19 protein-coding genes are annotated in these 26491 nt (G+C 72.3%); 10 read left to right on the top strand and 9 right to left on the bottom strand.

All coding sequences use genetic code 11. From position 1 onward, the window contains the following. Positions 1–117 precede the first annotated feature (117 nt). Both AC5P1B_RS01150 and AC5P1B_RS01145 read left to right on the top strand, forming a co-directional pair. A complete protein-coding gene (locus AC5P1B_RS01150) occupies positions 118–1077 on the top strand; it encodes an ArsR/SmtB family transcription factor (protein WP_493884217.1) in 960 nt (319 codons plus the stop codon). 231 nt (positions 1078–1308) lie between these two features. Beyond that, entirely contained in the window at positions 1309–3534 is a 2226-nt protein-coding gene (locus AC5P1B_RS01145) for a HelD family protein (RefSeq protein ID WP_493884481.1), read from the top strand. A gap of 439 nt (positions 3535–3973) precedes the next feature. On the opposite strand, the gene AC5P1B_RS01140 is transcribed toward AC5P1B_RS01145, so the two are convergent. After that, positions 3974–4270: a sulfurtransferase TusA family protein gene (locus AC5P1B_RS01140; RefSeq protein WP_493884216.1), complete on the bottom strand. Its 297-nt coding sequence runs from the start codon at positions 4268–4270 to the stop codon at positions 3974–3976. Next, positions 4267–4749 (bottom strand): class I SAM-dependent methyltransferase, encoded by a 483-nt coding sequence (locus AC5P1B_RS01135; protein ID WP_493884215.1) that lies wholly within the window; start codon positions 4747–4749, stop codon positions 4267–4269. Before AC5P1B_RS01135 ends, AC5P1B_RS01140 begins: the two co-directional genes overlap by 4 nt. A 9-nt stretch (positions 4750–4758) precedes the next feature. Here AC5P1B_RS01135 and AC5P1B_RS01130 point away from each other — a divergent pair, with 9 nt between their 5' ends. Beyond that, the gene (locus AC5P1B_RS01130) at positions 4759–5121 is read left to right on the top strand and encodes an ArsR/SmtB family transcription factor (RefSeq protein ID WP_493884214.1); all 363 of its coding nucleotides are present in this window, start codon (positions 4759–4761) and stop codon (positions 5119–5121) included. Positions 5122–5421: 300 nt separating this feature from the next. Here AC5P1B_RS01130 and AC5P1B_RS01125 read toward each other — a convergent pair whose 3' ends face one another. The 6 genes from AC5P1B_RS01125 to AC5P1B_RS01100 all read right to left on the bottom strand — a co-directional run bounded on the left by AC5P1B_RS01125 (position 5422) and on the right by AC5P1B_RS01100 (position 11941). Next, positions 5422–5883 (bottom strand): hypothetical protein, encoded by a 462-nt coding sequence (locus tag AC5P1B_RS01125; protein ID WP_493884213.1) that lies wholly within the window; start codon positions 5881–5883, stop codon positions 5422–5424. Positions 5884–6045: 162 nt separating this feature from the next. After that, on the bottom strand, positions 6046–7053 hold the full coding sequence (locus AC5P1B_RS01120; protein WP_493884212.1) for a DUF3048 domain-containing protein: 1008 nt from the start codon (positions 7051–7053) through the stop codon (positions 6046–6048). Between the two features lie 242 nt (positions 7054–7295). After that, positions 7296–7793 carry an STAS domain-containing protein gene (locus AC5P1B_RS01115; RefSeq protein WP_493884211.1) on the bottom strand — a complete coding sequence of 166 codons (498 nt, stop codon included), beginning with the start codon at positions 7791–7793 and terminating at the stop codon, positions 7296–7298. 273 nt (positions 7794–8066) lie between these two features. After that, positions 8067–9263 carry a glycoside hydrolase family 88 protein gene (locus AC5P1B_RS01110; RefSeq protein ID WP_493884210.1) on the bottom strand — a complete coding sequence of 399 codons (1197 nt, stop codon included), beginning with the start codon at positions 9261–9263 and terminating at the stop codon, positions 8067–8069. 696 nt (positions 9264–9959) lie between these two features. After that, the gene (locus AC5P1B_RS01105) at positions 9960–10784 is read right to left on the bottom strand and encodes a hypothetical protein (RefSeq protein WP_493884209.1); all 825 of its coding nucleotides are present in this window, start codon (positions 10782–10784) and stop codon (positions 9960–9962) included. Between the two features lie 251 nt (positions 10785–11035). After that, positions 11036–11941 (bottom strand): dihydrodipicolinate synthase family protein, encoded by a 906-nt coding sequence (locus AC5P1B_RS01100; protein WP_493884208.1) that lies wholly within the window; start codon positions 11939–11941, stop codon positions 11036–11038. 65 nt (positions 11942–12006) lie between these two features. Between AC5P1B_RS01100 and AC5P1B_RS01095 the strand changes: the two genes are divergently transcribed. The 7 genes from AC5P1B_RS01095 to AC5P1B_RS01065 all read left to right on the top strand — a co-directional run bounded on the left by AC5P1B_RS01095 (position 12007) and on the right by AC5P1B_RS01065 (position 26142). Beyond that, positions 12007–12918, top strand: coding sequence for a LysR family transcriptional regulator (locus AC5P1B_RS01095; RefSeq protein ID WP_493884207.1), 912 nt, complete (start codon positions 12007–12009; stop codon positions 12916–12918). Between the two features lie 155 nt (positions 12919–13073). Continuing rightward, complete coding sequence (locus tag AC5P1B_RS01090; protein WP_493884206.1) at positions 13074–13790, top strand: thiamine pyrophosphate-binding protein; 717 nt, start codon at positions 13074–13076, stop codon at positions 13788–13790. Positions 13791–13957: 167 nt separating this feature from the next. Further along, entirely contained in the window at positions 13958–14860 is a 903-nt protein-coding gene (locus AC5P1B_RS01085; protein WP_493884205.1) for a transketolase family protein, read from the top strand. A 243-nt stretch (positions 14861–15103) separates the two neighbouring features. Then, on the top strand, positions 15104–15931 hold the full coding sequence (locus AC5P1B_RS01080) for a hypothetical protein (RefSeq protein ID WP_493884204.1): 828 nt from the start codon (positions 15104–15106) through the stop codon (positions 15929–15931). A 213-nt stretch (positions 15932–16144) separates the two neighbouring features. Beyond that, complete coding sequence (locus tag AC5P1B_RS01075; protein ID WP_493884203.1) at positions 16145–19015, top strand: helix-turn-helix transcriptional regulator; 2871 nt, start codon at positions 16145–16147, stop codon at positions 19013–19015. Between the two features lie 387 nt (positions 19016–19402). Then, positions 19403–22699 carry an amidohydrolase family protein gene (locus AC5P1B_RS01070; RefSeq protein ID WP_493884480.1) on the top strand — a complete coding sequence of 1099 codons (3297 nt, stop codon included), beginning with the start codon at positions 19403–19405 and terminating at the stop codon, positions 22697–22699. A 299-nt stretch (positions 22700–22998) separates the two neighbouring features. Next, on the top strand, positions 22999–26142 hold the full coding sequence (locus AC5P1B_RS01065; protein WP_493884202.1) for a glycoside hydrolase family 2 TIM barrel-domain containing protein: 3144 nt from the start codon (positions 22999–23001) through the stop codon (positions 26140–26142). A 184-nt stretch (positions 26143–26326) separates the two neighbouring features. Here the strand turns inward: AC5P1B_RS01065 and AC5P1B_RS01060 are convergent, their stop codons facing one another. After that, the gene (locus AC5P1B_RS01060) at positions 26327–26482 is read right to left on the bottom strand and encodes a hypothetical protein (protein ID WP_493884201.1); all 156 of its coding nucleotides are present in this window, start codon (positions 26480–26482) and stop codon (positions 26327–26329) included. Positions 26483–26491 lie beyond the last annotated feature (9 nt).

Genomic DNA, 26491 nt, shown 5'->3' with positions numbered 1-26491 from the left:
TGTCTCCGCGTCACGCGGGAGCACCGGGGCAGTGGGGCACGGCACGCGATCGGGGGGCACATCGTGAGGTCGTCGGCGCAGTTGAGGCTGGGCGAGTTACAGAACGTCAATGTACGGGTGTCGACGCATCCGGGGCTGTCGGTGCGCTCGCTCTTCTCCGACAGCCTCGGTGGTCCGCCACAAGGCGTGCCGCCGCAGATCCGTCGGATGATCCGCGCCGCGCTGCCGCCCGGGGCGGCCCGTCTGGTGCGGTCGCTGTTCACCGCGCAGCACGCACCGATCCCGTGCTTCCTCACGGCGGCGATGGACCCCTTCGCCGAGGGCGGCGTCGAAGCGCAGCTGGAACGGATTCGGGACCTGTCACCAGAAGCCGTACGGGCGCAGGTCGATGAGCACTTCGCCGGTGAGCCGCCCGCTTCCTGGAGACGGCTCTACCGCCATCCGCGCCTGTTCTCCGCCGCGTCAGCGAGCGTCCAGGCCGCGATATGGCAGGTGTACGAGCCCCTGTGGCACCGGACCGCCGCGATCAGGGACCGGGAGACCGAGCGGATCGGCACCGCGCTGGTCACCAACCAGCTCGACCTGGTGCTGTCAGGCCTCAGCACCGGCTGCCGGCTCTCCGGCTCCACGCTCCACTTCGCCGATTCCGCCCGCCTGCATCTGGGAGCCGCGCCCCCTGAGACGCCGGAACACGGCGGCAGGCTGCTGGTGCTGGTGCCGCTCACCTCCGGCACCCAGGCGCTGGCCGGCTGCGCGCTGGGGGACGACAGCGTACGCATCGGCTATCCGCCTGCCGGACTCCCGCTGGCCTGGAAGAGTGGCCCGCCCTCCCTCTCCGCGCCGCCTGACGCGCTGGCCCTGGTCCTCGGCGACCAGCGGGCGGCGATCCTGCGGCACGGACTGCGCTCAGCGACCATGAGCGAGATCGCCAACCACCTCGGCTGCACCCCAGCGACCGCCACCTACCACTGCCGGCAGCTGGAGAACGCCGGGCTGGTGCGCCGCGAGCGCCAGGGACGCCATGTCCGGCTGCGGCTGGCACCCAGGGGGGCGCAGCTTCTCGATCTCCTGCTGTGAGGAGCGGGCTCCGCTGTCGGAGCACGCCCCGCCCCGCTGGCCGACGCCCGCCTTGCCGCGTCGGCCCCGCACGAGAGCGGTGATTCCCCAAAAAGATAAGCCCCGGATGAATTGACATCCGGGGCTTGATCCTGCGTATATTTAATCCTTCATGTCTTTCACGAAAAGACATCAGGAGAAGTATTCTGCGAGAAGCATATCGCGTCAGGAGTGGAATTGTCAATCGAGGAAATGCGGCAGGAACAGCAATTCATCACCGGCCTCTACGCCCGGCTCGATCAGCTCAGGGAGGAGGCCGAGGAGTCGGTGCGCGGCGCGCTCGTGCAGGTCGGGAGCGGTTTCCAGGCCAGGCTTGAGCGCGATGTGCTGGTGGCGGAGCAGTCCGGGCTGCTCAGTGCGCTCCACGCGGGGGAGAACGGACTCTGTTTCGGACGCCTCGACTTCCGGGACGGCCGGACCTATCACATCGGGCGCATCGGAATTCGGCAGGACGACCCGTCCCGTACGCCTCTGGTAATCGACTGGCGGGCGGACACGGCACGTCCCTTCTATCTGGCCACCGGCCATTCTCCGATGCGCCTGCGGCGCAGGCGGCACATCACCACCGAGGGACGCACCGTCACCGCGCTCCACGACGAGCTGATGGACCTCAGGGACCCGACGCGCACCGGCCACGAGGGCGCGGACGCCGACGAGGTCCTGCTGGCCGCGCTGGACGCGGCCCGCACGGGGCGGATGCACGACATCGTCCGGACCGTCCAGGCCGAGCAGGACCGCATCATCCGGGCGCCCCACCAGGGCGTCATGGTCGTCGAGGGCGGCCCAGGCACCGGGAAGACCGTCGTCGCGCTGCATCGGGCGGCGTACCTGCTGTACGAGCACAGGGAACTGCTGGCCCGTCGCGCCGTGCTGATCGTCGGCCCGAATCCGGCCTTCCTGAGCTACATCGGCGACGTGCTGCCGTCCCTGGGCGAGACCGGGGTGCTGCTGGCCACCATCGGCGAACTCTTCCCCGGTGTGCGCGCCACCGGAACCGACAGTCCGGCCGCCGCCGAGGTCAAGGGGCGCGCCGCGATGGCCGACTTGCTGGCGAAGGCGCTGCGGGACCGGCAGACCGTGCCCGAGTGGGCGACGGAGATCGACCACGACGGATACGGGACACTCCACCTGGAGAGGGCCATGGCCGAGGACGCGCGCTGGCGGGCGCGCGAGAGCGGACTGCCCCACAACCTGGCCAGGCCCGTCTTCGCGTTCCACATCATTGACGCGCTCACCGCGCAACTGGCCGAGCGGATCGGCGCCGACCCGTTCGGCGGGCCCAATCTGCTGGGGCCCGACGACATGGCCCAGCTGGGCAAGGAGATCGCGACGAGCCGGGAGGTCCACGCGGCCGTCGACGAGCTGTGGCCGCAGCTGACCCCGCAGGAGTTCGTCGCGGACTTCCTCGCCGAGCCGGTCCACCTCGACGACGAGTCGGCCGAGCTGATCCGGCGGCAGGGCGGCGCGTGGACCCCGGCCGACGTACCGCTCCTCGACGAGGCCGCCGAACTGCTGGGCGAGGACGACAGTGCGGCCCGCGCCGCGGCCGAGGCCGAGCGCCAGGAGCGGATCGCCTACGCGCAGGGCGTGTTGGAGTTGTCCGCCGGCTCGGAGACGTACGAGTTCGAGGACCAGGAGTCCGAGGTCCTCGCGGCGCACGACATCGTCGACGCCGAGCGGATGGCCGAACGGCACGAGGAGGCCGACCGCCGCAGCGCGGCCGAGCGGGCGGCGGCCGACCGGACTTGGGCGTTCGGCCACATCGTCGTCGACGAGGCGCAGGAGCTCTCGGCGATGGCCTGGCGGCTGCTGATGCGGCGCGTTCCGACGCGTTCCATGACGCTCGTCGGGGACCCGGCGCAGACCGCGGAAACGGCAGGGCTCGGCTCCTGGGAACGCGTCTTGGAGCCGTACGTGGGCGACCGCTGGGAGCACGTGCGGCTGGGGGTCAACTACCGTACGCCCGCCGAGATCATGGAGGTGGCCGCCGGGTTCCTGCGGGCGCACGACCCGTCGTTCGAGCCGCCCGGTTCGGTGCGGTCGACCGGGGTGCGGCCCTGGGCGCTGCGCGTCGCCGCGGGCGGCCTCGCCGCCGCCGTGGCACGGGAAGCCGCGGCGGCCCTGGGTGGGGGACGGGTCGCGGTCCTCGCCCCGGCGGCGCTGCACGCACCGCTCCTCGCGGAGCTGCCGGACGCGGGTCACGGGACCGCGCCCGACCTCACCCGGGACGTGGTGCTGCTGGACGCACGGCAGGCGAAGGGGCTGGAGTTCGACACGGTGCTGGTCGTGGAACCGGCCGAGTACGGGGTGAGTGATCTGTACGTCGCGCTGACCCGAGCCACCCAGCGCCTCGGGGTGCTGCACACCGGTGATCTGCCGGAGGCGCTGGGGGGACTGAGGGAAGCGGGGGGCCGCTAGGGGGTATCCGGCGGATCACGCGTGCCCGCCATCGGGCTGCTCATGGGGCCTCCCCAGGCCGCCGCCGACTCGCGCACTCCACCGCGGCGAGCGGCCCGGTCGTGGACCCCGACCGGCTCTCCTGCCTCCGCCGCGTCCGGATCGCTCGGCGCAGCGTGCCGTCCCAGCACGGCTCCCCCAGGCGCGAGCTGACCAGCGCCTGGGCGGAGACCGCCCAGGAAGCGCGCTGTCGCCTGCTGCCGCCGCGATCCGGCCGGGACTGACCGCGCGCGATCAGGAAGCCGATGCGGTGGCCGATCCTGAGAACCCGGAGCGGTCGCAGCGAGGTGGAGCCGGGCCGGTGGGTCCACAACCTCAGCGAGCAACGCGTACACCGAGGTGCTGGCAGACCCGTGGCCCGCGCTCCGCAAGAGGAGGCGTGAACCTGGTGCGCTGGAGGTTACGGCGCGGCTGGGTGCCATGGTGCGTCAGTCCGGGTGGGCAGCGGGTCGGCGACCAACTGGAGTGCGTACACCGGTTGCGCGGGGCCGGGGACGGGCCCGAGGTAGGCGTGGCCGGTCATGTGACACCAGGCAGGCAGGTCCAGCGGGGCGGCCGGGTCGGTGGCGATGACGTGGACGACCGTGCCCGGCTCGGCGTTGTCGATCTGCTTGCGCAGGCGCAGCAGAAGGGTGACGCAAAGCAAACCGGTGCCGTCGACCGTGATGTCTGCTGGCGGCACGAGCTGTGCGGTCATCGCGGCAGGGTCTGGGTGACGCGCCACAGGCGGCGGGGCAGGTCGCCCTCCTCGAAGGCGTGGACCTCGTTCAGGGTCCAGCCGTCGGCGAGGACGTCGACCAGGTCGCGGGGAACGAAGTGGACGGCGAAGCCGCCGTGCTCGTAGATGTCGTCGCCGTGGCCGGTGCCGGCGCCGTAGTGCGCATCGCCGGTGTGCCGCACGGTGTAGACGAAGACCCCGCCGGGCCGCAGGACGCGGCGGGCCTCGGCGACCAGGGCGTGGATCTCCTTTGTCGACAGGGCCATGCACAGCAGCATGTGCGCGAAGACCGCGTCTACAGAGGCGTCCGGCAGGGGCAGCGGGTCGCGTACGTCGTGCACCGCGGTGCTGATCCGCCCATCGACACCCTGGAAGCGGGCGGCTTCTCGCAGCTGCTCGCCCCACCGGCCCCGAGGGCGCCGGGCGCCGGGCCCCGCAAATACTTCGATGTGTGTCAAACTAGGGGTATGGCGAAGACTCAGACGCTCACTCTGCCGCTGCTGGAACCAGGCGTGGAGCCGTGCTGCCCGCCGCTGACCGAGCGCCCGCTGACGCCCAGCGAAGCGGAGCACACCGCCGCGATGTTCAAGGCGCTCGGCGATCCGGTCAGGCTGCGGCTGTTCTCGCAGATCGCCTCACACCCGGACGGGGAGGCGTGCGTGTGCGACATCTCGGATGTCGGCGTCTCGCAGCCCACCGTCAGCCACCACCTGAAGAAGCTGCGCGACGCCGGACTGCTGACCTCCGAGCGGCGCGGCACGTGGGTGTACTACCGCGTGGCCCCGTCGGTCCTCGCGGCGATGGCCGGAGCACTGACCGCCGGAAACTGATCCGCGCGAAAAGCCGGACGCCGCGCCGCGCGTCAATTCGACGCACGGCGCGGCACATGAGACGACTGCTTTTCGGGCGGCCCCGAAAGAACCGGGGCGGCTTATGCCACCGCCGGGCATTGCACCCCCAGCGCGGCAGCCGGGGACGGATTTCCGCGGATAGCGGCGCGACGGGTTCCGCCACACGTCGGCGCGGGAAGCCGCGTACTGAGCGCACAAGCTCGCGGCGAACGCCTACGCGGGACCTACGCGGGGCGCCCGCACGGCGTTTCCCCGCGGGCGCGCCGACCGGGGTTGCCGCTATCCGCCACCGATGGTGGCCATGCACATCGCCAGGGAGGTATCGCTTTCCTTCGCGACCTCCTTGCCGTCCACGGTGACCCGGCAGCCGAGGGTCTGACTTGCCCCCGTGAAGTCGGTGGGCGTCACCTTCATGCTGGTCATGTAGGGCTGCGAGGCCGATCCCAGGTCGATGACATCCGACTTGGACCACGGGCCGGTCACACCCTGGAGGGTCGTGGTCTTCGGCGCGGGGTCATTCACATCGATATGCGGCGGATACTCGATATTGACCTTCCCCTTACCCGTCACCTCGTAGACCACCTTGACCTTGTTCGAATCGCCGCCTCCTGCCTTTCCTGAATTCTTCTTGCTGCTGCTACTGCTCTTGCCGTTGCTTTTCTCGCCATCGCCGTCACTGGAACAGCCGACGAGGAGGGCGGATATCGCGACGAGAGCTATCGCGGCGGTATGTGAACGCATAAGCAGGGAGCTTGGCACGCGCCAGGGCCATTACTCCATACTTTCCGGAAATGATCCCAAGGAAATTTCTGCTGACATCCGGATCAGTTCGCACCGCGCCGCTCGACGCGCCAGTCGCCCGCACTCTCCAGGCCCCGTGCCCCCCGGGGCCGTGCCGGGGAGCTAGCCGCCCTTCGGGAGGTCCTTCTCCGGTACGTACACCACCCACACCCGCCCCCGCGCGAAGGCGAGTCGCTCGCCGTCGGGGGTGGTGAACTCCGTGCCGTCGTCCGCGTCCGGACGGCTCCACCGCGCCTTGTGCGCCGTGCCGCCGCGCAGCACCAGCGCGGGCCCCGAGCCCGTGGTCTCCGTGTACGGGGACGCGCTGCCCCAGCGGTCGTGGAAGCGCGAGGAACGGATCTCCACGCCCTGCACCACGACCGTCGCCGGGCCCCGCCCCTTGGCGTCGGCCACCGGGAGCGACGCGCCGTCCATCGCCACCGTCCACTGCTTGCCCTCGCCCGCCCAGGTGAAGGAGACGGACGCCGCCGGGTAACGCACCGTGTAGACGGGCATGTCGCGGCCACTCTTGGGCGCGGCGCCGAAGCGGAACCCGATGTCCTTCGCGTCGCTCGCTCCGCGGGCCGCCGCCAGGGCACGTTCGGGCTTGAGGTAGAGGTTGTGCGGTGCCGGGCGGCTCTGGCCGCGCGTATATCCGTCGCCGACCTCGCCGGGCGGGACGGGGTGGAGGGGGGCCGCCTTGATGAGCGGCAGCAGCTTGGACTGCGCGCCGGAGTACGCGAACGCCGGGCGGCCGAACTGCCGCAGGAGTTCCAGGTCGCTCTCGCGGGCACTGCGTACGGGGCCGACGGTGGGTGGCACCTGGGACGAGTAGACGGCCATCAGCCGGGAAAGCCCGGCCTCCACCCGCTCCACGTAGACGATGTCGGCCGCACCGAGGCCGGTCTGCGGCCGGGCGACGCCGACATTGTCGATCTTCACGGCGAGCACGGGCTCCCGCCCGCCCGGCAGCCCGGTGAGGGGCGACCGGCCGTCGTGCGGCGACTCGCCGTCGGTGTCCTTCTCGCAACCGGCCGTGGCGACGGCGAGAGCGGCCAGCAGCAGCGCGAGCGCGCTCACCGGCCGTGTGGCTTTCTTTCCCGGCACCGCTGCCCCTCTCGCTTCTTTCATGTCACCCGGTCAGCGGGCGACACCGGACGGCACCGCGCGCCCGGCTGGTCTGCCGACGGCCCACGAGCCGGTCCGCGCCCTGCGAGCGGGTCGCAGGGCTTGTCCGGCCAGCGGCCGCGCGAGGAACAGCGCTGCCTGCTGCCCAGTCTGGCGCGAGTGCGGCCGTACCGGGTGGAACTGCGGCCGCGTCAGCGCGTGTCCGACCCAGTTCGTTACGCGCCGCGGCGCCGGCCGCTCCTCCCTCACTCGCCGGGCGGCGGCGCGAGGGCGTTCGGCTTGCGCCGCACGCGCGAGTGAGCGGGCATCAGACCGGCCACCGTGCCCCGCAGTGAGGTCCGCGCGCCGCCACTCCGCGCCGCGCCGACGGACCCGGGCCCGTCGGGTGAACCCGCGTCCGCGCACGCGTCGCGCAACGTGGCGAAGACGAGGAAGGAGCGGTCGAGTCCGGTCAGCCGCAGCATCCTGCGGGTGAGCGGCCTGGTCACCACCACCCGCAGGCGGCGGCCCCGCACGAGTAACCGTTTATGCAGGACGCACAGCATGCCGAGCCCACTGCAGTCGATGAAGGTCACCGCGCGCAGGTCGATGATCACTGCACGGCTGTGACCGCTGGTCAGGCGACGCAGGCGCGGCATGAGGGACTCCGCCGCGGCGATGTCGATCTCCCCCCGGAGTTCGACGACGGTGACGGTGTCGTCGTGCCAGCATCTCGCTTCGAACGTAGGGTGCCACTGGCGCATGAGATGCCCTCATCGCTTTCGGTGCGTCCTCGGATAGACGGTGAACCGTCGGTGCCCGCCGAGGCGGAGCCGCTCCGGCGCGCTGCTTGCGGTGGGGGGTTGGTGTGCACCAGGGATCGGGGTGACACCGGTGAACACACTATTGCCGCTGTCACGTGCCCCCACACAGCGCTTACCAGCCAACTCCCAACGCCCTGCGGACTGCCGCACGGAGAGCCCGACGGCCGCTGACCGCCGACGACGAGCGTACGCGCCGCAAGCCGGGGTTGTCGGTTACAACGTCAGGGCCGCGAGTTCCGTTCCGGCGAGGAGGAAGGCCCCGACACCGAAGTCGGAGGTCGTTCCGTGCCCGACGGGCTGGCTGGACTCGGGCCGGTCGCCGACGCCCTGCACATAGCCGAGGAAACCGTCCGGGTGGACGGCCGTGGTGACCATGCCGTGCCAGGCGCGGGCCGCCACCGGCAGGAAGTCCGCCCCGGCGACCAGGCGCGCGCGGACCGCGTAGGCCGTGGCGTACGTGAAGAACGCGGTGCCGCTGGTCTCCGGTCCCGGCAGATGCCCGGCGTCGCCGAGATTGACGTTCCAGAACCCGTCGGGGCGCTGGACACCGCGTACCGCGCGCAGCAGCCGTACCAGCGTCGCGCGGTACTCCGGCACGTGCCGGGCGCCGCGCGGCAGCGCCTTGAGCGTCTTGACGTGCCCGGCGGCCACCCAGCCGTTGCCGCGCGACCACAGCACCGGTTTGCCGTTCGGGGAGCTGATCCCGCCCGGCAGGAACCGGTCGTCGCGATACCAGAGGCCCAGGTCAGCGGAGTACAAGCCGGGCCCGCCCTGGTGGTGCTTGGTGTGGGTGTAGAGCTGGTGGAGCTTGTCCGTGCAGCGCGGGTCGTCGCGCAGCACGCCGATCCGGGCGAACGGCGGCATGGCCATGTGCAGGGCGTCGTCCCACCACCAGTCGTCGTTCTTCTCCGGCCGGTCGGTGGCGACCATGCGGTGCAGGGACGCCTCGATGGCGGCGACCTTTTCGGGGCCTGGTTCGAGCGCGTACAGGTCCAGGTACGCCTGCCCGGCGCAGTGGTTGTCGGCATGGCGGGTGGTGATGCCCCCGCGGAGTCCGTACGCGAGTCCTTCGGCCCAGGAGCGCGCGTAGTCGAGGTAGCGGGCGTCGCGCGTCAGCCGGTGCAGGGCCATCAGGCCGCTGAAGAAGGTGGCGCGGGCCCAGCCGTTGTCGCCGGGCGTGGGATGCTCGGCTATCCAGTGGTCCGCCACCGACCGGAGGGTCGCTGTGACGCTGGCGCGCGAGGGCAGCCGGTCGTGGCGTACGACCGCCGACGTCCGGAGCGCGGCAGCCGGCGCGGGGGCGGAACGGCCGGCATCGGGGGCGGCTGCCGCGGGGTGGGCGAGGGCGGGGAGCACGGGCGCGGTGGCGGCTAACGCGGCGGCACGCAGCAGAAGTTGACGTCTGTCCATGAGAACACCTCTTCGGTCGCGAGGTTCCACATACTGAATGCTGTGCTGGGATGTGTCCATGGGTACCAGCCAAGACACCTGTGCTTGCACAGGAGTTATCCCCTCTACGCTTGTTGTTCATATAGAGAAACACGAGGTTGCTCGGAACAGAGGCGCGCTCGGTGGTACGTGCCGGGTGCGCGACCGGGACCGGATCAGGGGCCGCGCTCGCCGATCCCCCTGGGGAGAGGCTGAAACGTCCCGACCGTGGAATGGCCAGAAATCTACGGCCGCCTGCATCGCCTGGCTGGTGCGTCAGGGGCCAACCGCCCGCCGCCCTCCTACCGAAGGCGTACTCGGGTCCGTCAGACGCGGTGCGGTGCAGGAGACGGCACCGGCACAGCGGCGGTACCTCGGTCACGGCGCGCCCGTCGCGTCATCAGACCGTGGTCCCCTCGGCGGCCCCTCGATACGTCTCAGCCCCACACCCCGCCGTCGACGCTGATGTCCCTGACGCAGCGTCGACTCAGCGTTCAGGGACACGGACACCACAGCTTTCCCGCCACGTCTCACTCGCCCCACCGGCACCGGGTCCCGGCATCAGCGCGCGCCACCGGCATGCCCACGCCCGCCTCCCCGGGCAGCCAGACCGGTCACGGGTCCGGGCTCAGAAGTCGGGTCGCCCGGGGGTGAGATCCCCCCGGGCGACCCGACTTCTCAGTACGTCACGACACCCCACAAGGCCGCGGCGACGACGGCGACCACATAGCAACTCGCCGCCGCGACCACCGTCGTGCGCCGCGCCTCATGGCTCCAGTGGGTCAGCGAGAGCAGCCAGGCCAGCGCGGGAAGCACCAGGATGGCGTGCAGGCTGACGCCGTGCAGCGGCTTGAGCGGGCCCGTCGAGTGGTAGCCGTCCAGTTGGTGGCCGGTGCGGGTCAGGAAGACGCCGCGCGCGATCATCGCGGCACCGGACAGCAACGCCAGCAGCATGATGGCGAAGCCGGTGCGCAGCGCCAGCGGCATCCCCGCGGGCCCTTCCGGTTTCCGGGTGAACGAGGCGATGGCGAACGAGGAGAGGATGACGACCAGGATGGCACCACCGACGGCGAGGGACATGGAGACGAAGGTGTTGAACGGTGTCTCCATGTTGAAGTGCGAGGGCACACCCCGCCATGCCTGAACGGTGATTCCACCGACCTCAAGCACGCAGTCGGCGGCGAAGACGCCGGACAGTACGGCGCGGGTGCGCGCGCCCATCCGCAGATACGAGGTCACCCAGGTGAGGGCGATGAGCGTCAGCCCGAAGGAGAGCCCGAAGGTGAACGGCTTGCGCCAAGAGACGGGCCCCTCCCAGGAGCCGCCGTCAACGACGAAGACCCCCAGGTGGAACACGCCGGAGGTGACGAGCGCCGCGCCTGTCGCGTAGCAGAGACGCTCGCTGCCGCTCAGCGCACGCCACCTCACCGGCGGCACGTGGCGCAGCGTCGGCCAAGGGCCGTGGGCGTGCTCGGACCGCGGCATGGCCGCACGGGGTGGCATCGTTGTTCTCCTGGCGGGGCGTCAGCGTGATCCGGCGCCGGGGCCGCCGGTTGGCGGCCCCCGTCGCGGGTGCCGTACGGGCCAGCATGCCGGGGGACGGCCGAGGGGTCGTCGTACGGCTGGAGGCCTCCGCACTACGCCCCGGAGAGTAAGCCTGCGAGAGGCTTGGGCCGCCGCGCCTGCCTCCGGCCCCCGGAACGGCTGACGGCAGCGTGACTGACCGGCTCCGGGCCGGCCTTCGGCGCGGTGGCTCACGCCCCGAGGTCGGCCAGCCGCTTCAGCGCCGCATCGACCGCCTCACGCCCGGCGGGCAGCAGCGGAAGCCGTACGTCCGGGGTGGGAATACGGCCCTGCGCGGCCAGCACCCCCTTCACGACGGTCGGGTTGGGCCCGGCGAACGCGGCGGCCGACATGGCGGCGAGCGCGTGCCCGAGCTCGCGCGCCCGCGCGATCCGTCCGTCGCGCCAGGCGGCGGCGAGTTCCACGTAGTGGGCGGGGGCCAGGTTCGCTGAGGTGAGGATGGCGCCCACCGCGCCGAGCGCGAGCAGCGGCGACGCGAAGAGGTCGTCGCCCGCGAGCACCACGAAGTCCGGCGGCAGATCACCGAGCAGGGTGATCGCCTCGTTGTCGACGGCTCCCGTCGCGTACTTCACCCCGGCCACTCCGGGCAGCTCGCCCAGGGTGCGCAGCGCGGCCGCGCTCAGCGACTGACTGGTGCGGTAAGGGATGTGATAGATGATCAGCGGCAGGGGGCTGCTTGCCGCCAGTTCCGTGAAGTGCGCCACGACGCCGGGCTCGGAGGGGCGCGTGAAGTAGGGCACGGGCACCAGCGCGGCCGTCGCCTGCGGCCAGCGGGCGAGGCGTGCGAGGTCAGCGGCGCTGCCCCGGGTGTCGTTGCTGCCTGCGCCGATGACGAGGTCGGCGTTCCGGTCCTGGCAGACCCGGGCGCACACCTCGATGACCGTGTGCTTCTCGGCGGCGTCGAGGGTGGCCGGCTCGGCGGTCGTGCCGAGCGCGACGATCCCGGAAGCGCCCGCGTCGAGCATGGCGTGGGCGAGTCCTTCGAGCGCGTCGGTCGCGATGCTCCCGTCGGCGGCGAAGGGGGTGACGAGCGGCGTGTGAATCCCGTACAGGGAGGAGTGCTGGTCCATGGGCATGAGCCTGCCGCCCTCTAACGTGCAGGTCCAGTTCGCTTTTCTGGAGGAAAGCGTAAGCTGACCTTATGCTCGATGTCCGTCGCCTGCGCCTGCTGCGCGAACTCGCCCTGCGCGGCACCATCGTCGCCGTCGCCGAGGCCCTGGCCTTCACGCCCTCCGCCGTCTCCCAGCAGCTCAGCGCGCTGGAACGGGAGGCGGGTGTTCCCCTGCTCGAACGCACCGGCCGCCGGGTCACGCTCACGCCCGCCGCGCACAACCTGGTGCGGCACGCGGAGGCCGTCCTCGAACGCCTGGAACAGGCCGCCGCCGAACTGGTGGAGGCCCGCCAGGGCCTGGCCGGGCCGCTGCGGATCGGCACCTTCGCCACGGCGGCACGGACGATCGTCCCAGCGGCGCTGGCCACGCTGGCGGAGCAGCACCCCCACCTGGAACCGATGGTGTCCGAGGTCGACCCCGCCGGTGTCGCCGACGCGCTGCGGGCCGGGGACCTGGACGTGGCGCTGGTCCACGACTACGACTTCGTCCCCTCCCCCGACGCCCCCGGCCTGAGCACCGAGCCACTGTGCGACGAGACCATGTATCTCGCGTCGATCTCCCCTGCCGACGCGTCCGGAGTGCCGTCGCTCAGCCACTGGAAGGACATGCCGTGGATCACGGCGACCCCCGGGACGCTGTGCCAGGCGATGACGTTCCGGGCTTGCCAGGCATTCGGCTTCACCCCGCGGGTGCGGCACCAGGTCGACGAGTTCGCCACCGTGCTCGCCCTCGTCGCGATGGGGCAGGGGGTTGCTCTGGTGCCGCAGCTCGGCCTGGTCGATCCACCCGCCGGCGTCGTGCTCACCCGGATGCCGATGCGGCGACGCACCAAGATCGCCTTCCGGAGCGGAGCCGGTACCCACCCGGCCGTGGCCGCCATCGGCGCCGCGTTGCGAGCCGTCATCCCGGCCGAGCTGAGCACCATGTCCGAGTCTGGCTGAGCACCACGGCGGAACAGAGCCGGGCACCACGCGGGAGCTGAGCACCCCGTCGCGGCGGACCTGGCCGCGGCCGGTCCGAGTGGGGCCGCCGGTCCGAGCCGGGTCCGAGACCGGCACTTGACTTCAAGTCGACTTGAAGTTGCAAGCTGACTGCCATGACCTCCACGACCTTTGACGAGACAGTCCTCACCCGCCAAGGCCCCGGATACGACGAGCTTCCGGCGCTCATGAGCCTCATGACGGGCGACGAGAAGCACTCCACGGCGGCGACCTCGACCCTGGACGCGCTCTGGGTCCTCTACGACAGGGTGCTGCGGATCTCCCCCACCGAGGCGGACGCCGCCGACCGCGACCGGTTCCTCCTGTCCAAGGGGCACGGGCCGATGGCGTACTACGCGGTGCTCGCGGCGAAGGGCTTCTTCCCGGTGTCGCTGCTGCCGACCTTCGGCGCGTACGACTCGCCCCTGGGCCACCACCCGGACCGGCTCCTCGTCCCTGGCACCGAGATCGGCAGCGGTTCACTCGGGCACGGGCTGCCGCTCGCCGTCGGCACGGCGCTGGGGCTCCGTGCGCAGGGACTCACCGACCCGCCCGTCTGGGTCCTCATCGGTGATGCCGAGCTGGACGAGGGCAGCAATCACGAAGCCATCGCGTACGCGGGCGCGGCCGGGCTGGAAAGGCTGCACACCCTGGTCATCGACAACTCCTCCGCCACGCACGGCTGGCATGGCGGCATCGCCTCCCGGTTCGAGGCGGCGGGCTGGTCGGCGACGACCGTGGACGGGCGCGACCACGAGGCGCTGTACGCGGCCTACACCGCCCCGCACCCGGGGCGACCGCACGTCGTCGTGGCCCGCGTCGAGCCCAAGTAAGCCCGACCGCTACGGGACTGGGCCCGCCCGCGCGAGCTCGCTCCCCTCGGCGGCCCGCGGTGCGGACACCGGCCGCTCTCCGTCCCACCTCTCTCGTCCCTCCACCGCTTCTCTCTCCACCACTTCGTCTTCCGGCAGCAGCTTCACCTTCCAGAAGGACAGGACTCATGGACACCATGCGCGAGCGCTTCACAGCCGTCACTTCCCAGCTCCTCGACGATGATCCCCGGTTGGCTGTCGTGCTGGCCGAGATCAGTAAGGACGGCTTCGCGGACGCCTCGCGCGCTCATCCTGACCGGGTGATCAACGTCGGCATCCGGGAGCAGCTGCTGATCGGCGCCGGTGGCGGGCTGGCGTTGACCGGGATGCGGCCGATCATGCACACCTTCGCGAGCTTCCTTGTCGAGCGTCCCTTCGAGCAGGTGAAACTGGACTTCGGCCACCAGGGCACCGGCGGCGTACTGGTCAGCGCGAGCGCCTCGTACGACTGGCCCGCGGGCGGCTTCACCCACATGGCGCCCGGCGACGTCGCCCTGATGGACACGCTCGACGACTGGACGATCCACGTACCCGGGCACCCCGACGAGGCGGAGACGCTGCTGCGCCATGCGGCGGCCGCCGGTGACGACCGGGTCTACCTGCGGTTGTCCGCGCAGGCCAATGCCAACCCGCTGCCCGTCGACGGCAGCCACTTCCACGCCGTCCGGCAGGGGCGAGGCGGCGTGGTCGTCGCCGTCGGGCCGATGCTGGACAACGTCCTCGCGGCCGTCACCGGGCTCGACGTGACCGTGCTCTACGCGACGACCGTGCGGCCCTTCGACGACCAGACGCTGCGTCAGGCCGTGGGCGCGGCGGACAACACCGACGTCGTACTCGTCGAGCCCTACCTCGCGGGCACGTCCACCGCCGCCGCCAACGACGCTCTCGCCGACCTCCCGCACCGGGTGCTGGGGCTCGGAGTGGGCCGCGGCGAGCTGCGGCGCTACGGCTCGATCGAGGAGCACCTGGTGGGACAGGGACTGGACGCGACCTCCCTGCGCGAGCGCGTCACCGGCTTCCTCGCCGCCTAGCCCCGACTCGGCCTCCGTCACCACCACCGCCGGCGCACAGCGCGACCCCCTGCTTCCCAGACCCCGCGCACGCTCCCCCAAGAACCCCTGAACCCGCCGTCGCGGACCTGTACGTCGTGTACCGCGGCTGCTGGTAGGGGGTGGGGTCGTTCCGGGGCACGGTAGGGGTGCCGGGCCTGAATTCGTCTTCTTACCCTGTGACTGACCGCGTGTGCGGACGCTGTCTCCTACCCGAGGGGGATCATGCACGAACTGGGCCTATGGGGAGTGCGCAAAAACGGGAATTCTCGGGAGGTCGTGCTGGCCGCGGATTTCCCCATGCCCGGTCGGCCCGAAGCGGGTTTCACTGATTTCGCCCGGATTCTGCCCCCGTCGCTGACCTTGTGGGAGACGCTTCCGCCCGCGGTGAAGGGTGAGGGCCGGATTTCCGGCCAGGCGCAGGTGGAACGCTGGCTCGGCGCTGTGCGGGAGAGCGGGCGGACGGTTCGTGCTGTGCTCAGCTTCTGCACCGGGGCGGCTTTTGTGGGCGCGCTGGCCGACGGAATCGCCACGTGGCAGGAAGAGGCGCCGCGCGTCATCGTGCTCGATCCGGAGTTGCCGAACGGGTTGACGCTGTATACGCAGTTCCTCCAGGGGATCAACCGGTTCGCGATGGTGATGACCACACGGGAGCTGGCGCGGGTGCGTGCCGAGGCTCAGCGGGCGTACGAGGAGCACAGCGAGGATCTCGACGCGCTGTTGGCCGCGTTTCGCGGGTTGTACCGCGCTGTCGATGACGACGGTTTCGCGAAGGTGGGTATCCAGCCCAAGCACGCGGCCGATCTCGTGGCGGCGTTCGACGCGTTCTTGCGTTATGTGGTGGCGGCGGCGCGCATGGACGGGCTCCCGGGATGGAGATCCGCTCTCGCGGTCAGTTCGAACTCGCCCACCAACGGCCTGAATCTCGTGCCGGAGGCCGACCGTGCTCAGCTGGTGGCCCAGGAGTTGCTGCTGGATGTCCCGCATGCCGAGCTGCTGCGCAGCGAGGAGTGTGCGCGGGTCATCGCCGAACTGCTGGTGGACCGCCCATGACCCCGGCGCGTCGCGAGGTACCGCGGCTGCCGGACATGTTCCCGCGTCCGACGCCGGCGGCCCTGGGCTTCGTTTGTGCGGGGCATTGAGGGAACGGGTGCCGCCGGTCCCTGACTTCGCGCGCTTTCAGGGGCCGACCCCTAATCTTCGCCGAATTCCATGGTGCGCGGTGTGGCCATGGTTTTCCCAGGGGATGCGTACCTCATGGCGTTCGTGGAACGAGCCCGAGAGGTCGATACGCTCCGAAATCTGTACGCGCGAAGCTGTCGGTGCAGAGCCCAGGTCGTTCTGGTCAACGGCGCGGTAGCCAGCGGAAAGACCGCACTCCTCCACACGTTCGCCGAAGAGGCTTTCGAGTCGGGGGCACTTCTGCTCACCGCTACCGGTTCTCAGGCCGAGCGGGCCATTCCGCTCGGCATAGCCTGCCAGCTGTTCCTCAACCCAGAACTTCCACGGTCCGTATCGGAGCGGGTGGAAGCCCTGTCGGGCGCCGACACGCTGCTGTCCCTCGCGCCGGACCAGGAGTTCGCCACTGCGGAAGTCACGATAAGACAGACCACCGTGCGCCTCGCCCGGTATCTGTGCCAGGCCCTGTTCGCGCTTTCCGCCGAGCGCACCGTTCTCCTGTGTATCGATGACGCACATCACGCGGACGGTCCTTCCCTGCAAATTCTGCTGTATCTGCTGCGCAGGCTCACGTTCCGCCGCCTGCTGGTGATTCTCACCGAAAGGCCCGCGCTCCAGCCCCCACACCCCGGGTTCCACGCCGAACTGCTGCGCCAGCCCCATTGCCATCGGCTGCCGCTCGGGCCGCTCTCCGAAACCGGCGTCACAGAAATGCTGTCGGAATGTCTCGACGACGCGACAGCGTCCCGTCTTGCCGCCGCCTACCACGACGTCAGCGGGGGCAATCCGCTGCTCCTGGGCGGGCTGATCGAGGACGGCGGTATCCGTTCGTCCCGCGCCCCGGAAGGCGTGCCGAGCGCGCCGGTCGCAGGGGCCTCGTTCCGCCGGGCGGTGTGCGCGTGCGCGCATCAGTGGGACGCGACCACCATGGAGATCGCGCGCGCCCTGGCCGTCCTGGGCGAGTGGGCGACACCCGCGCTGGTCGGCGAGCTGCTGGCGACGGAGTGCGAAGCGGTCACCCAGGTCACGCACGTTCTCGCCGAGTCCGGACTGCTCGCGGGCGACCGCCTCCGCCATCCGGCCATCGGCGGCGCGATCCTCCACGGCACGCCACCCGATCAACGCCGGGACCTGCGGCTGCGCGCGGCCCGGGTGCTCCACGGCAGCGGGACCGTCTCGACGGGGATCGCCGGGCAACTGGTCTCCGCCGGGCCGGTGGCCGCCCCGCACCGGATCTCCTGGGCCCCGGACGTGCTCCAGGACGCCGCGCGGCAGGCGCTCGCCGAGGGCCGGGCCGAGTTCGCCGTGGCGTGCCTGGAAACCGCACAGGACCACTGCGCGGACGAGCGGCAGCGGGCCACCCCCACGATGGCCCTCGCCAGGTTGCAAGGCCACGTGCAGCCGTCGGCGACCGCCCGCCACTTCGCCGACCTGCTCCGCGCCGTCACGGCCGGACACCTCGGCGGGGAGGACGCCCTGACGCTCACGAAGCTCCTGCTCTGGCACGGCAGGACCCACGACGCCCTGCGGGTCATCGCTCAGCACACCGGGACGGCGGGGCCGCCGGGCCCGGATGACACGGCGGACCTCACTGTTCTGCGGCTGTGGCCACGCCTGGGACAGCCGGGGGCCACGCCGGGGCCGCCCACGTACGCGAAGAGCACGGACACCCGCCCGGCCGCAGCGCGCCAAAGACGGGCTCACCGGCCGCGACACACGGACGACAGCCCCTGGGACGAGCTGAACGCCATCCTGGTGCGGGGCCCCGACCAGGAGGCCACCGGCTGGGCCGAGCGCGTCCTCGCGGGCTCCGCCCTGTCGGAGGAGACACTGAGCACGGTGCTGTCCGCCCTGCGCACCCTCGTCCACGCCGACCGGCCGAACAACGCAGCGTGGTGGTGCCACTCCTTCCTCGGTGAGGCCCGGGCCCGCCGGGCGACCACGTGGGAGGCGCTGCTCAGCGGGTGCCGCGCGGAGGCCGCCCTGCGCCAGGGTGATCTGCCCTCCGCCGTACGCTGGGCCCGCGAGGCGCTGGCCCTGATCTCCCCGCACGGCTGGGGAGTGGCCGTCGGCCATCCGCTGGCTGTGCTGATGTCGGCGCGGACCCTGCTGGGCCAGCACGACGAGGTCGCCCGGCTCGCCGGGTACGCCGTCCCTCAGGCCATGTTCGACTCCGGCTTCGCGCCGGGCTATCTCCACGCACGCGGCCATCACCATCTCGCCGTCAAGCGCCCCCAGGCCGCTCTCGCCGACTTCGAGCACTGCGGGAAGCTGCTGCGCGCGTGGAGGTCGGATCTGCCCTCCCTGGTCCCGTGGCGTGCCGACGCCGCCGAGGCCCACCTCGCGCTCAACCAGCCGCGGGCGGCCGGGGCTCTGCTGTCCGATCAGCTGCGGATGCCAGGAGCGGACAGTCCCCGTACCCGGGGCATCAGCCTGCGCTTGCTGGCCTCCGCCACGGATACGAGAAAGCCGCGCGAGCTGCTGCGGGAAGCCGTCGCCCTGCTCCGTAAGTCCGGCGACCGGGCCCACCTCGTCCTGGCGCTGGTGGACTTGAGCCGGGCGCACGACGGCCTCGGCGAGTTCTGCCACGCGCGGATGGTGGCGCGGCGGGCCGTGCTGGTCGCCAAGGACTGCGGGGCGGAGTACCTGTGCCGACGCCTGCTGCCCCCGCACGGCACCGCTGGGCATGTGGCCGACCCCGTGGGCGCGGTGGACGAGGCGGAGCTCCTCAGCGACGCGGAACGGCGTGTGGCGGAGCTCGCCGCCATGGGATACACCAACCGTGAGATCGGCCGGGAGCTGCACATCACCGTGAGCACGGTGGAGCAGCACCTCACCCGGGTATACCGCAAGCTCGGCATCGGCCGCCGGTCCGACCTGCCGCTGCGCATGGAGCCGGGCCAGGACGGCGGCGCGGCGCTCGCCGTGGCCAACGGGCGCCCGCCGCCGAGGCGGTGACGCGCCGCGGGCATCCCGCCCAACGGCCGGTGCCCGTACGTGCGTGGTCTGCCGGGTGACTGGCGGGCGGAGGCGGCGGCTGCCGTACGGGCGGTCGGGGAATGTCCGAGCGAGGCGGTGTTGACCGGATGGCCATCCGCTGTGTCACGATCAAGCGCCCCGTTCGCCTCTCCTGCCCCGCGCCATCCCCGTGTTCCAGGAGGACCGTTGGACATCACCGGCACGACTGGCCATTCCGGCGCCACTCCCCCGGCGCATGGCACCGAAACCGCGCACGACCCCCTCCCTGACGCCGCGCCCGCTCCCCGCCCCGGCGCGACGGCGGCGCCAGCAGACGGCACGCCCGCCGCCCTCACGTCTCCCCCAGTCCCGTCCCGGCGCACGTTCTTGCAGGCAGCCGTCGGCACCGCCGCCGTCGCGGGCACGGCCGGTGCCACCGGTCTCGTCGCCGAACCGGCCGCCGCTGCCACGCCGCGCTCCACCACCCTGTCGTTCACCGCTGCCACCAATGGCGCCGCTTCGCTCTCCCCCGCCGGAGACCGGCTGGTCGCCGAGGTGCAGAACGTCCTGTGGTCGGTCCCGCGCTCCGGCGGCGACGCCACCGCGCTGACCCCAACCGACCTGGAACCCACCCGGCCCGTCCACTCGCCCGACGGCAAGCTGATCGCCGTCTGCGCGTACCGGGGCGGCGCCTTCCACCTCTGGACCCTGCGCCCCGACGGCTCGCGGCTGCGGCAGCTCACGGACGGCCCGTGGGACGACCGTGGTCCGGCGTGGTCGCCGGACGGCACCAAGATCGCGTTCGCCTCGGAGCGGGGCGGAGACCCGGTGGCGGGCAGTCCCTACCGGGTGTGGGTCCTCGACGTGGCCACCCACCGGCTCACCCGGATCACCGGGCTGCCCGGCCAGGAAGGGCCGCACCAGGACGGCGCCTGGGAGGACTTCGACCCCACGTGGTCACCGGACGGCGAGCGGGTGTTCTTCGTCCGCGCACGACTGGTGGGAACCGCCCTCGACGCCCGTACGATCGCCTCCGTACGCGCGGACGGCACGGGACCGGTCGCGGTGGAGCACGCCGACGACAGCACGGCCCAGGTCATGACGCCCGCCGTCGCGCCCGATGGCACGCTCGGATATCTGCGCACCACGCCCGCGCCCAAGGCGTCCTGCGCGTTCGTCGTCAACGGCACGCCGGTCCCGATCGACGGTGATGTGCTGCCGGTGCCGCCGCGCTGGGTCTCGCGTGACCAGGTGCTGCTCACGGTGGGCGGGCGGTTCCAGCTCGTACGGCCGAGGACTCCGCATGCCGCGGAGCGCACGGCTGCGGGCGGCGCCCACCCGACGACGGCAGCGACACCCGCACGGACGGCAACTCGGACGACAACGGGGGCGGCCACACGGACAACGCCGGCGGCAGCCGAGACGATCCCGTTCGCGGCCTCACTGCCCGTCGACCGGCCCCGGTACCGCGTCAAGCGCTACGACTTCGACGGGGCCGGCGCGCGCCCGGTGCGCGGTGTTCACCTGCCCGCGCTCTCCCCGGACGGGCGGCGGGTCGCCTTCGCCGCCCTCGACTCCCTCTGGGTCGCCGACCTCTCGGGCGGGCGCCCCCCGCGCCGCGTGGTGCGGACCGGCCCGACCCACTATCTGCTGGCCCCCACGTGGACCGCCGACGGTCGCGCTCTGGTGTACGCCGACGACCGCGACGGCCTGTTCGCGGTGCGCCGCCGCGACCTCGGCAGCGGCGAGGAGACGCAGCTGGCCTCCGGTGGCCGTGTGCATCCCGCGCTCTCCCCCGACGGCACGCGGCTGACTTGCGTCGACATGTCGGGAAACCTCGTCCTGCGCGACCTGGAGGCCGGTGAGGAGCGCGTGCTGGCCGCACCATTGGGGGCCGGGGGGCTGCCCGGCAGGCCCAGCTGGTCGCCTGACGGCCGGTGGATCGCGCTGTGCGACCGGAACCGGCTCAACCAGCGGTTCCGGGAGGGTTACAACCTGATCCGGGTGGTCGAAGCGGCGAGCGGCACAGCGCGGCTGCACGCGATCGCACCGCATGTGTCACTGTCCGACCGCTACGACTCCGGTCCTGTGTGGTCGCCGGACGGCCGCTCGATGGCAGTGATCACCGAATCCGCCCTGTGGCTGCTGCCGGTACGGCCCGACGGCACGCCCGACGGCGCACCGCGGCGGCTGACCGACGAGAGCGCCGACCACCCTTCGTGGTCCGGTGACTCCGGCAGCCTGCTGTACCTGTCGGCCGGGAAGCTCCGGCTGATCCCCGCGAAGGGCGGCCACCCGCGCACCATCCGGGTGCCGCTGGACTACCGGCGGCCGAGCCCGGCCGACACCGTCGTGCACGCCGGACGGCTGTGGGACGGCACCGGCGAGAAGGTCCGTGAGGACGTCGACGTGCTGGTACGCGGCGGGCGCGTCGCCGCCGTCGAGCCCCATCGCGCGCGGCGCCGCGCCGCGCGCCGGGTGGACGCCTCCGAGCACACGGTCATCCCGGGCCTGTGGGACGCGCACACCCACCCCTGGCAGTACACCTACGGTGGGCGCCAGCCCGCCTCGCAACTCGCTTACGGCATCACCACCGCCGTCTCCTTCGGTGGCTTCGCCTACGAGCAGGTCCGCATCCGCGAAGCGGTCGCCGCGGGCGTGCTCGCCGGGCCACGGCTGCTGACCACTGGGGAACTGCTCGACGGCGCGCGCGTCGCGTACAGCATGGGCCGCGCCCACCGGACCCGCGCCGGGCTGCGCCGCTCGCTGGCCCGCGGGCAGGCGCTGGACTGGGACTTCGTCAAGACCTATGTGCGGGCTCCGGGCTGGATCATGGCGGAGGCGGCGCGCTTCGCCCACGAGCGGCTCGGGGTCAGGTCCGGCAGCCATCTGTGCTCACCCGGCGTGCAGCTCGGACAGGACCTGACGACCCATCTCCAGGCGACCCAGCGCCTGGAGTTCGGGCACGCCACCTCCGCCTCGGGGCGCGCCTACCAGGATGTGACGGAGATCTACTCGGCCACGGACTTCCATCTCGTCGCCACCCCGTTCACCTCGACCCCGCTGGTGGGCACCGAGCCCTCGCTGGCCGACGACGAGCGGGTCACCCGGCTGATGCCGCCCTGGGACACCGCTCTCGTACGGCAGCTCGCCGGGCAGCCGCCGACGGCCGACCAGCTGGCCACGCTCCGCCGGGAGACCGACGTCTACCGCCGGGTGCTGGCCAACGGCGGTCTGGTCGCGCTGGGCACGGACGCGCCGCTGGTGCCAGTGGGGCTTGGGTTGCACATGGGGCTTCGCGCTCTGCACCGGGCCGGCCTGTCCCCCGCCGAGGCACTGCGTACCGCGACGGTGCTGCCCGCCCGGGTGTTCGGCGCGGAACGGGATCTCGGCACCGTGGAGACGGGCAAGCTCGCCGACCTGACGGTGGTGGACGGCGACCCGTTCACGGACTTCGCCTCGCTCGTCCGGACGGTGTCGGTGCTGCGCGGCGGAGTGCCGTACGAGCAGCGGGACCTGGTGGCGGCCTTCCCCGCCGGGGACACGCTGCCGGGGCCCGGCGCGGCGGGCGGCGCCGACGAGGGGGACAAGGCGTCCGGCGGGGGCGTCTCTTCAGCGAGGGAGGGCTGGCTCGATGTCGGCCGCAGGCTGCGCCGCGACTCCTGCTGCGACGCGGAAGGGTAGGCCGCGACGGGGCTTCCAGGCTCGGGGGCCCGGTGCGAGCGACCGGGCCCCGGGCTCGCGGCCAGGCGCTCACGGCCGGACACTCACGACCGGGGGCTCACGGCCCAGGGCTCACGGCCGGTGGTGGTCGGCCAGGGCCTCGCGGCCGAGGGCCGACCACCGAGGCCCGCGTCCTGCGCGCCCCGGTCGTCGCCGAAAGGTCGCCTCGCCTTTTCCTCAGCGCCACCGTGGCGCGACGTTGGCGCGGGCAGGGTGTGGTACTCGCCGTGGTCGAGCCCGGCAGTCGAGTGAGGAGAAGGATGAGCCACCGCGCGGAGACTCCGTATCCGTACTACGAGGACGTCTCGCCCGGCGTCGGCACCCTGCCGCCCCGGGCCTGGTACGCCGTGTCCGACGCCATGCGCCTGGACCTGAGCGGCGTCTGGCGCTTCCGGCTGTCACCCAGCGCGGAGGCGCAGGGACCGGAGTTCGCGCGGCCGGAGTACGACGCGTCGGACTGGGAGGAGCTGGTGGTCCCCTCGCACTGGGGGCTGCGCGCCACCGGCGGGGAACGGCCGACCACCGCGCCGATCTACACCAACACCGGCTACCCGTTCCCCATCGATCCACCGCGCGTGCCCACCGAGAACCCCACGGGCGACCACCGCCTCGTCTTCGACCTGCCGGAGGGCTGGCCGGATTCCGGGGACGCGGTGCTCCGCTTCGAGGGGGTGGACTCCTGCGCCCGGGTCTGGCTCAACGGCCGGGAGCTGGGCGACTTCAAGGGCAGCCGGTTGCCGCACGAGTTCCGGCTGGGCACGGGAACGGACCAGGACGAGACCCCGGATACGGAGACGGAGACGGAGACGGTGACCGAATCGGGCGGCACGGGTGAGGGGGCCGGTGAACCGCTGCTGCGGCGGCGGGGAAACGTCCTCGCCGTACGCGTACACCAGTGGTCGTCGGGCAGCTATCTCGAAGATCAGGACCAGTGGTGGCTGCCCGGCATCTTCCGCGAGGTGACGCTGCTGCACCGGCCCGCCGACTGCGTGGCGGACTTCTTCGTCCATGCCTCGTACGACCACCGCGACGGGCACGGGACGCTCCGCGTCGACTGCGCGCCGGGCGCGCCGTCCGCCGGGGCGGGTGAAGGCCGGGTCACCGTGCCCGAGCTGGGACTTGACCTGGCCGCCGGGGAGAGCGCCACCGTCGCCGTCGAGCCCTGGACGGCGGAGACGCCCAGGCTCTACGCGGGTGAGCTGGCCACAGCGGGTGAGCGCGTGCCGCTGCGGATCGGGTTCCGTACGGTCGCCGTCGAGGACGGTGTGCTGAAGGTGAACGGCAAACGGGTGCTGTTCCGGGGAGTGAACCGGCATGAGTTCCACCCCGAGACAGGCCGCACACTCGACCGCGCCACGATGCGCCGGGACCTGCTGCTGATGAAGCGGCACAACATCAACGCCGTACGCACCAGCCACTACCCGCCCCACCCGGCGTTCCTCGACCTCTGCGACGAGCTGGGCCTGTGGGTCATCGACGAGTGCGACCTGGAGACCCACGGCTTCCACGCCGTGGGCTGGCGGCGTAATCCGGTGGACGACGACCGCTGGACACCCGCCCTGCTCGACCGCGCGGCGCGCACCGTCGAGCGCGACAAGAACCACCCGGCCGTCATCATGTGGTCGCTCGGCAACGAGTGCGGCACCGGCGCGGGGCTGTCCGCCATGGCCGACGCCATCCGCGACCGGGACCCCAGCCGTCCGCTGCACTACGAAGGCGACCGGTCCTGCGCCGACGTGGACGTCTACTCGCGGATGTACGCCCCGCACGAGGAGGTCGCCGAGATCGGGCGGCGCGCCGAGGGCGCGCTGCCGGACCCGGCACTCGACGCGCGGCGCCGCGCGCTGCCGTTCATCCTGTGCGAGTACGCGCACGCCATGGGCAACGGCCCCGGTGGGCTCAGCGAGTACCAGCGGCTGTTCGAGACGCATGAGCGCTGCCAGGGCGGGTTCGTCTGGGAGTGGATCGACCACGGGCTGGCCCGGCGTGCCGCCGACGGCACGCCGTACTTCGCGTACGGTGGCGACTTCGGCGAGGAGCTGCACGACGGGAACTTCGTCTGCGACGGCCTCCTCTTCCCCGACCGCACCCCCTCACCCGGTCTCATCGAGTACAAGAAGGTCATCGAACCCGTCCGCATGGAGGCCATCGCGGGCACCCCGGACGCCGCGGGCGGCGCTGCCGGTGCGGGCGGCGCCGTCAGCGGAGTGCGCGTCACCAACCAGTACGACTTCGCCGACCTGTCCCAGTTGGCTTTCCGCTGGTCGTACGAGGTGGAGGGCGAGGCCGTCGCCCGGGGGGAACTCGCCGTGCCGCCGCTCGCGCCAGGAGAGTCGGCGGACGTAGAGCTGCCCGCGCCCGAGCGGCCCGGCCCGGCCGGCAGCGAGGCGGTGTGGACGGTGCGCGCCGAACTGGCGGCGGACACGCCGTGGGCGGCGGCGGGGCACGAGGTCGCCTGGGCGCAGTTGCCGGGCCGGGCCCGCGCGGCGGCTCCGGCCGGGGAGGCCCGCCCCGTGCCGGGCGCGGTGGGGGCCTGGGGCGGTCGGGCGGTGGCGCCACGCCGCGGCGAGGGGAACGTCATCATCCTCGGCCCCGGCACCTTCGACGCGACGACCGGCGTGCTCGGCTATCTCGACGGCTACCGGGTCGCGGGGCCCACGCTGGACGTGTGGCGGGCGCCGACCGACAACGACGAGGGGGCACCGTGGCAGCCGGACACCCGTCACGCGTCGGTGTGGCGGCAGGCGGGCCTGCACCGGATGCGGCACCGCACGGACGAGGTGCGGGCCGGGGACGGCGCGCTGACGGTGCGGTCCCGGGTCGCCCCCGCGGCCAGTGACCGCGCGCTGGCCGTCGACTGCCACTGGACGGCGACCGGCCGGCGGCTGCGCGTCGACGTCACGGTGACGCCGGAGGGCGACTGGGACTTCCCCCTGCCCCGGCTCGGCGTGCGGCTGGGGGTGTGCGCGAGCCTCGGGGAGGTCGAGTGGTACGGCGGCGGGCCGGGTGAGGCGTACCCCGACACGAGGGCCGCCTCGCGGCTCGGCCTGTACAGCATGCCGGTCGACGGGATGCAGACCCCGTACGTCCGGCCGCAGGAGAACGGCGCGCGAGCCGACGTACGGTGGGCGCGGCTGCGCAGGGCCGACGGCACGTGGTTGCGGATCGACGGCGAACCGGCCTTCTGGTTCACCGCGCGGCGGTGGACGACCGGGCAACTGGACGCGGCCACGCACACTCCCCAGCTGACGCCGGGCGACATGATCTGGCTCAACCTCGACCACGGCCAGCACGGCATCGGCAGCCAGTCCTGCGGGCCTGGCGTGCTGCCGCCACACCGGCTGTCGGCGGAGCCGTCGGCGTTCTCGTTCACCTTCTCCACGGGGGAAGCACCGCAGAGATGAGGCTGGTCAGCGGGCTGACCGGCCACGTGGCCGGGTGGCCGGGCCGGTGACGAACCGCGCGTGGTGACCGGTCGGCGCCCCCCGCACCGCACCGCGTGGTGCGGCATGACAGTGGACCCGGGGATTCCCGGGTCCACTGGCCGTTTCCGCCCTGCGGGCGCTGCTCCGTGCGCTTCCACCTCCGTTACGGCTTGCACCGGGGTATGCAGCGCCTCATCGCCGCGCGGGCGCGGTGCTGCTTGGGCTGCTTGCGCTTCGCGGGCGTACGGCAGATCAGGGCGACGGCGGCGATGACGGCGCTGGCCGCTTTGGCTACCGACCTGGCTCGGATGTGACCCATAAGAAAACT

It is taken from the genome of Streptomyces sp. A01, assembly GCF_059026195.1.
Note: the sequence above shows the minus strand (reverse complement) of the source record. Positions and strands in the feature narration are given on the sequence as shown.

What these genes read in the sequence shown, in the direction of transcription:
- AC5P1B_RS01145 (WP_493884481.1), top strand. Translation starts at nt 1,309, where the DNA reads ATGCGGCAGGAACAGCAATTCATCACCGGCCTCTACGCCCGGCTCGAT.
- AC5P1B_RS01140 (WP_493884216.1), bottom strand. Translation starts at nt 4,270, where the DNA reads ATGACCGCACAGCTCGTGCCGCCAGCAGACATCACGGTCGACGGCACC.
- AC5P1B_RS01130 (WP_493884214.1), top strand. Translation starts at nt 4,759, where the DNA reads ATGGCGAAGACTCAGACGCTCACTCTGCCGCTGCTGGAACCAGGCGTG.
- AC5P1B_RS01125 (WP_493884213.1), bottom strand. Translation starts at nt 5,883, where the DNA reads ATGCGTTCACATACCGCCGCGATAGCTCTCGTCGCGATATCCGCCCTC.
- AC5P1B_RS01120 (WP_493884212.1), bottom strand. Translation starts at nt 7,053, where the DNA reads ATGAAAGAAGCGAGAGGGGCAGCGGTGCCGGGAAAGAAAGCCACACGG.
- AC5P1B_RS01115 (WP_493884211.1), bottom strand. Translation starts at nt 7,793, where the DNA reads ATGCGCCAGTGGCACCCTACGTTCGAAGCGAGATGCTGGCACGACGAC.
- AC5P1B_RS01110 (WP_493884210.1), bottom strand. Translation starts at nt 9,263, where the DNA reads ATGGACAGACGTCAACTTCTGCTGCGTGCCGCCGCGTTAGCCGCCACC.
- AC5P1B_RS01105 (WP_493884209.1), bottom strand. Translation starts at nt 10,784, where the DNA reads ATGCCACCCCGTGCGGCCATGCCGCGGTCCGAGCACGCCCACGGCCCT.
- AC5P1B_RS01100 (WP_493884208.1), bottom strand. Translation starts at nt 11,941, where the DNA reads ATGCCCATGGACCAGCACTCCTCCCTGTACGGGATTCACACGCCGCTC.
- AC5P1B_RS01095 (WP_493884207.1), top strand. Translation starts at nt 12,007, where the DNA reads ATGCTCGATGTCCGTCGCCTGCGCCTGCTGCGCGAACTCGCCCTGCGC.
- AC5P1B_RS01090 (WP_493884206.1), top strand. Translation starts at nt 13,074, where the DNA reads ATGACCTCCACGACCTTTGACGAGACAGTCCTCACCCGCCAAGGCCCC.
- AC5P1B_RS01085 (WP_493884205.1), top strand. Translation starts at nt 13,958, where the DNA reads ATGGACACCATGCGCGAGCGCTTCACAGCCGTCACTTCCCAGCTCCTC.
- AC5P1B_RS01080 (WP_493884204.1), top strand. Translation starts at nt 15,104, where the DNA reads ATGCACGAACTGGGCCTATGGGGAGTGCGCAAAAACGGGAATTCTCGG.
- AC5P1B_RS01065 (WP_493884202.1), top strand. Translation starts at nt 22,999, where the DNA reads ATGAGCCACCGCGCGGAGACTCCGTATCCGTACTACGAGGACGTCTCG.
- AC5P1B_RS01060 (WP_493884201.1), bottom strand. Translation starts at nt 26,482, where the DNA reads ATGGGTCACATCCGAGCCAGGTCGGTAGCCAAAGCGGCCAGCGCCGTC.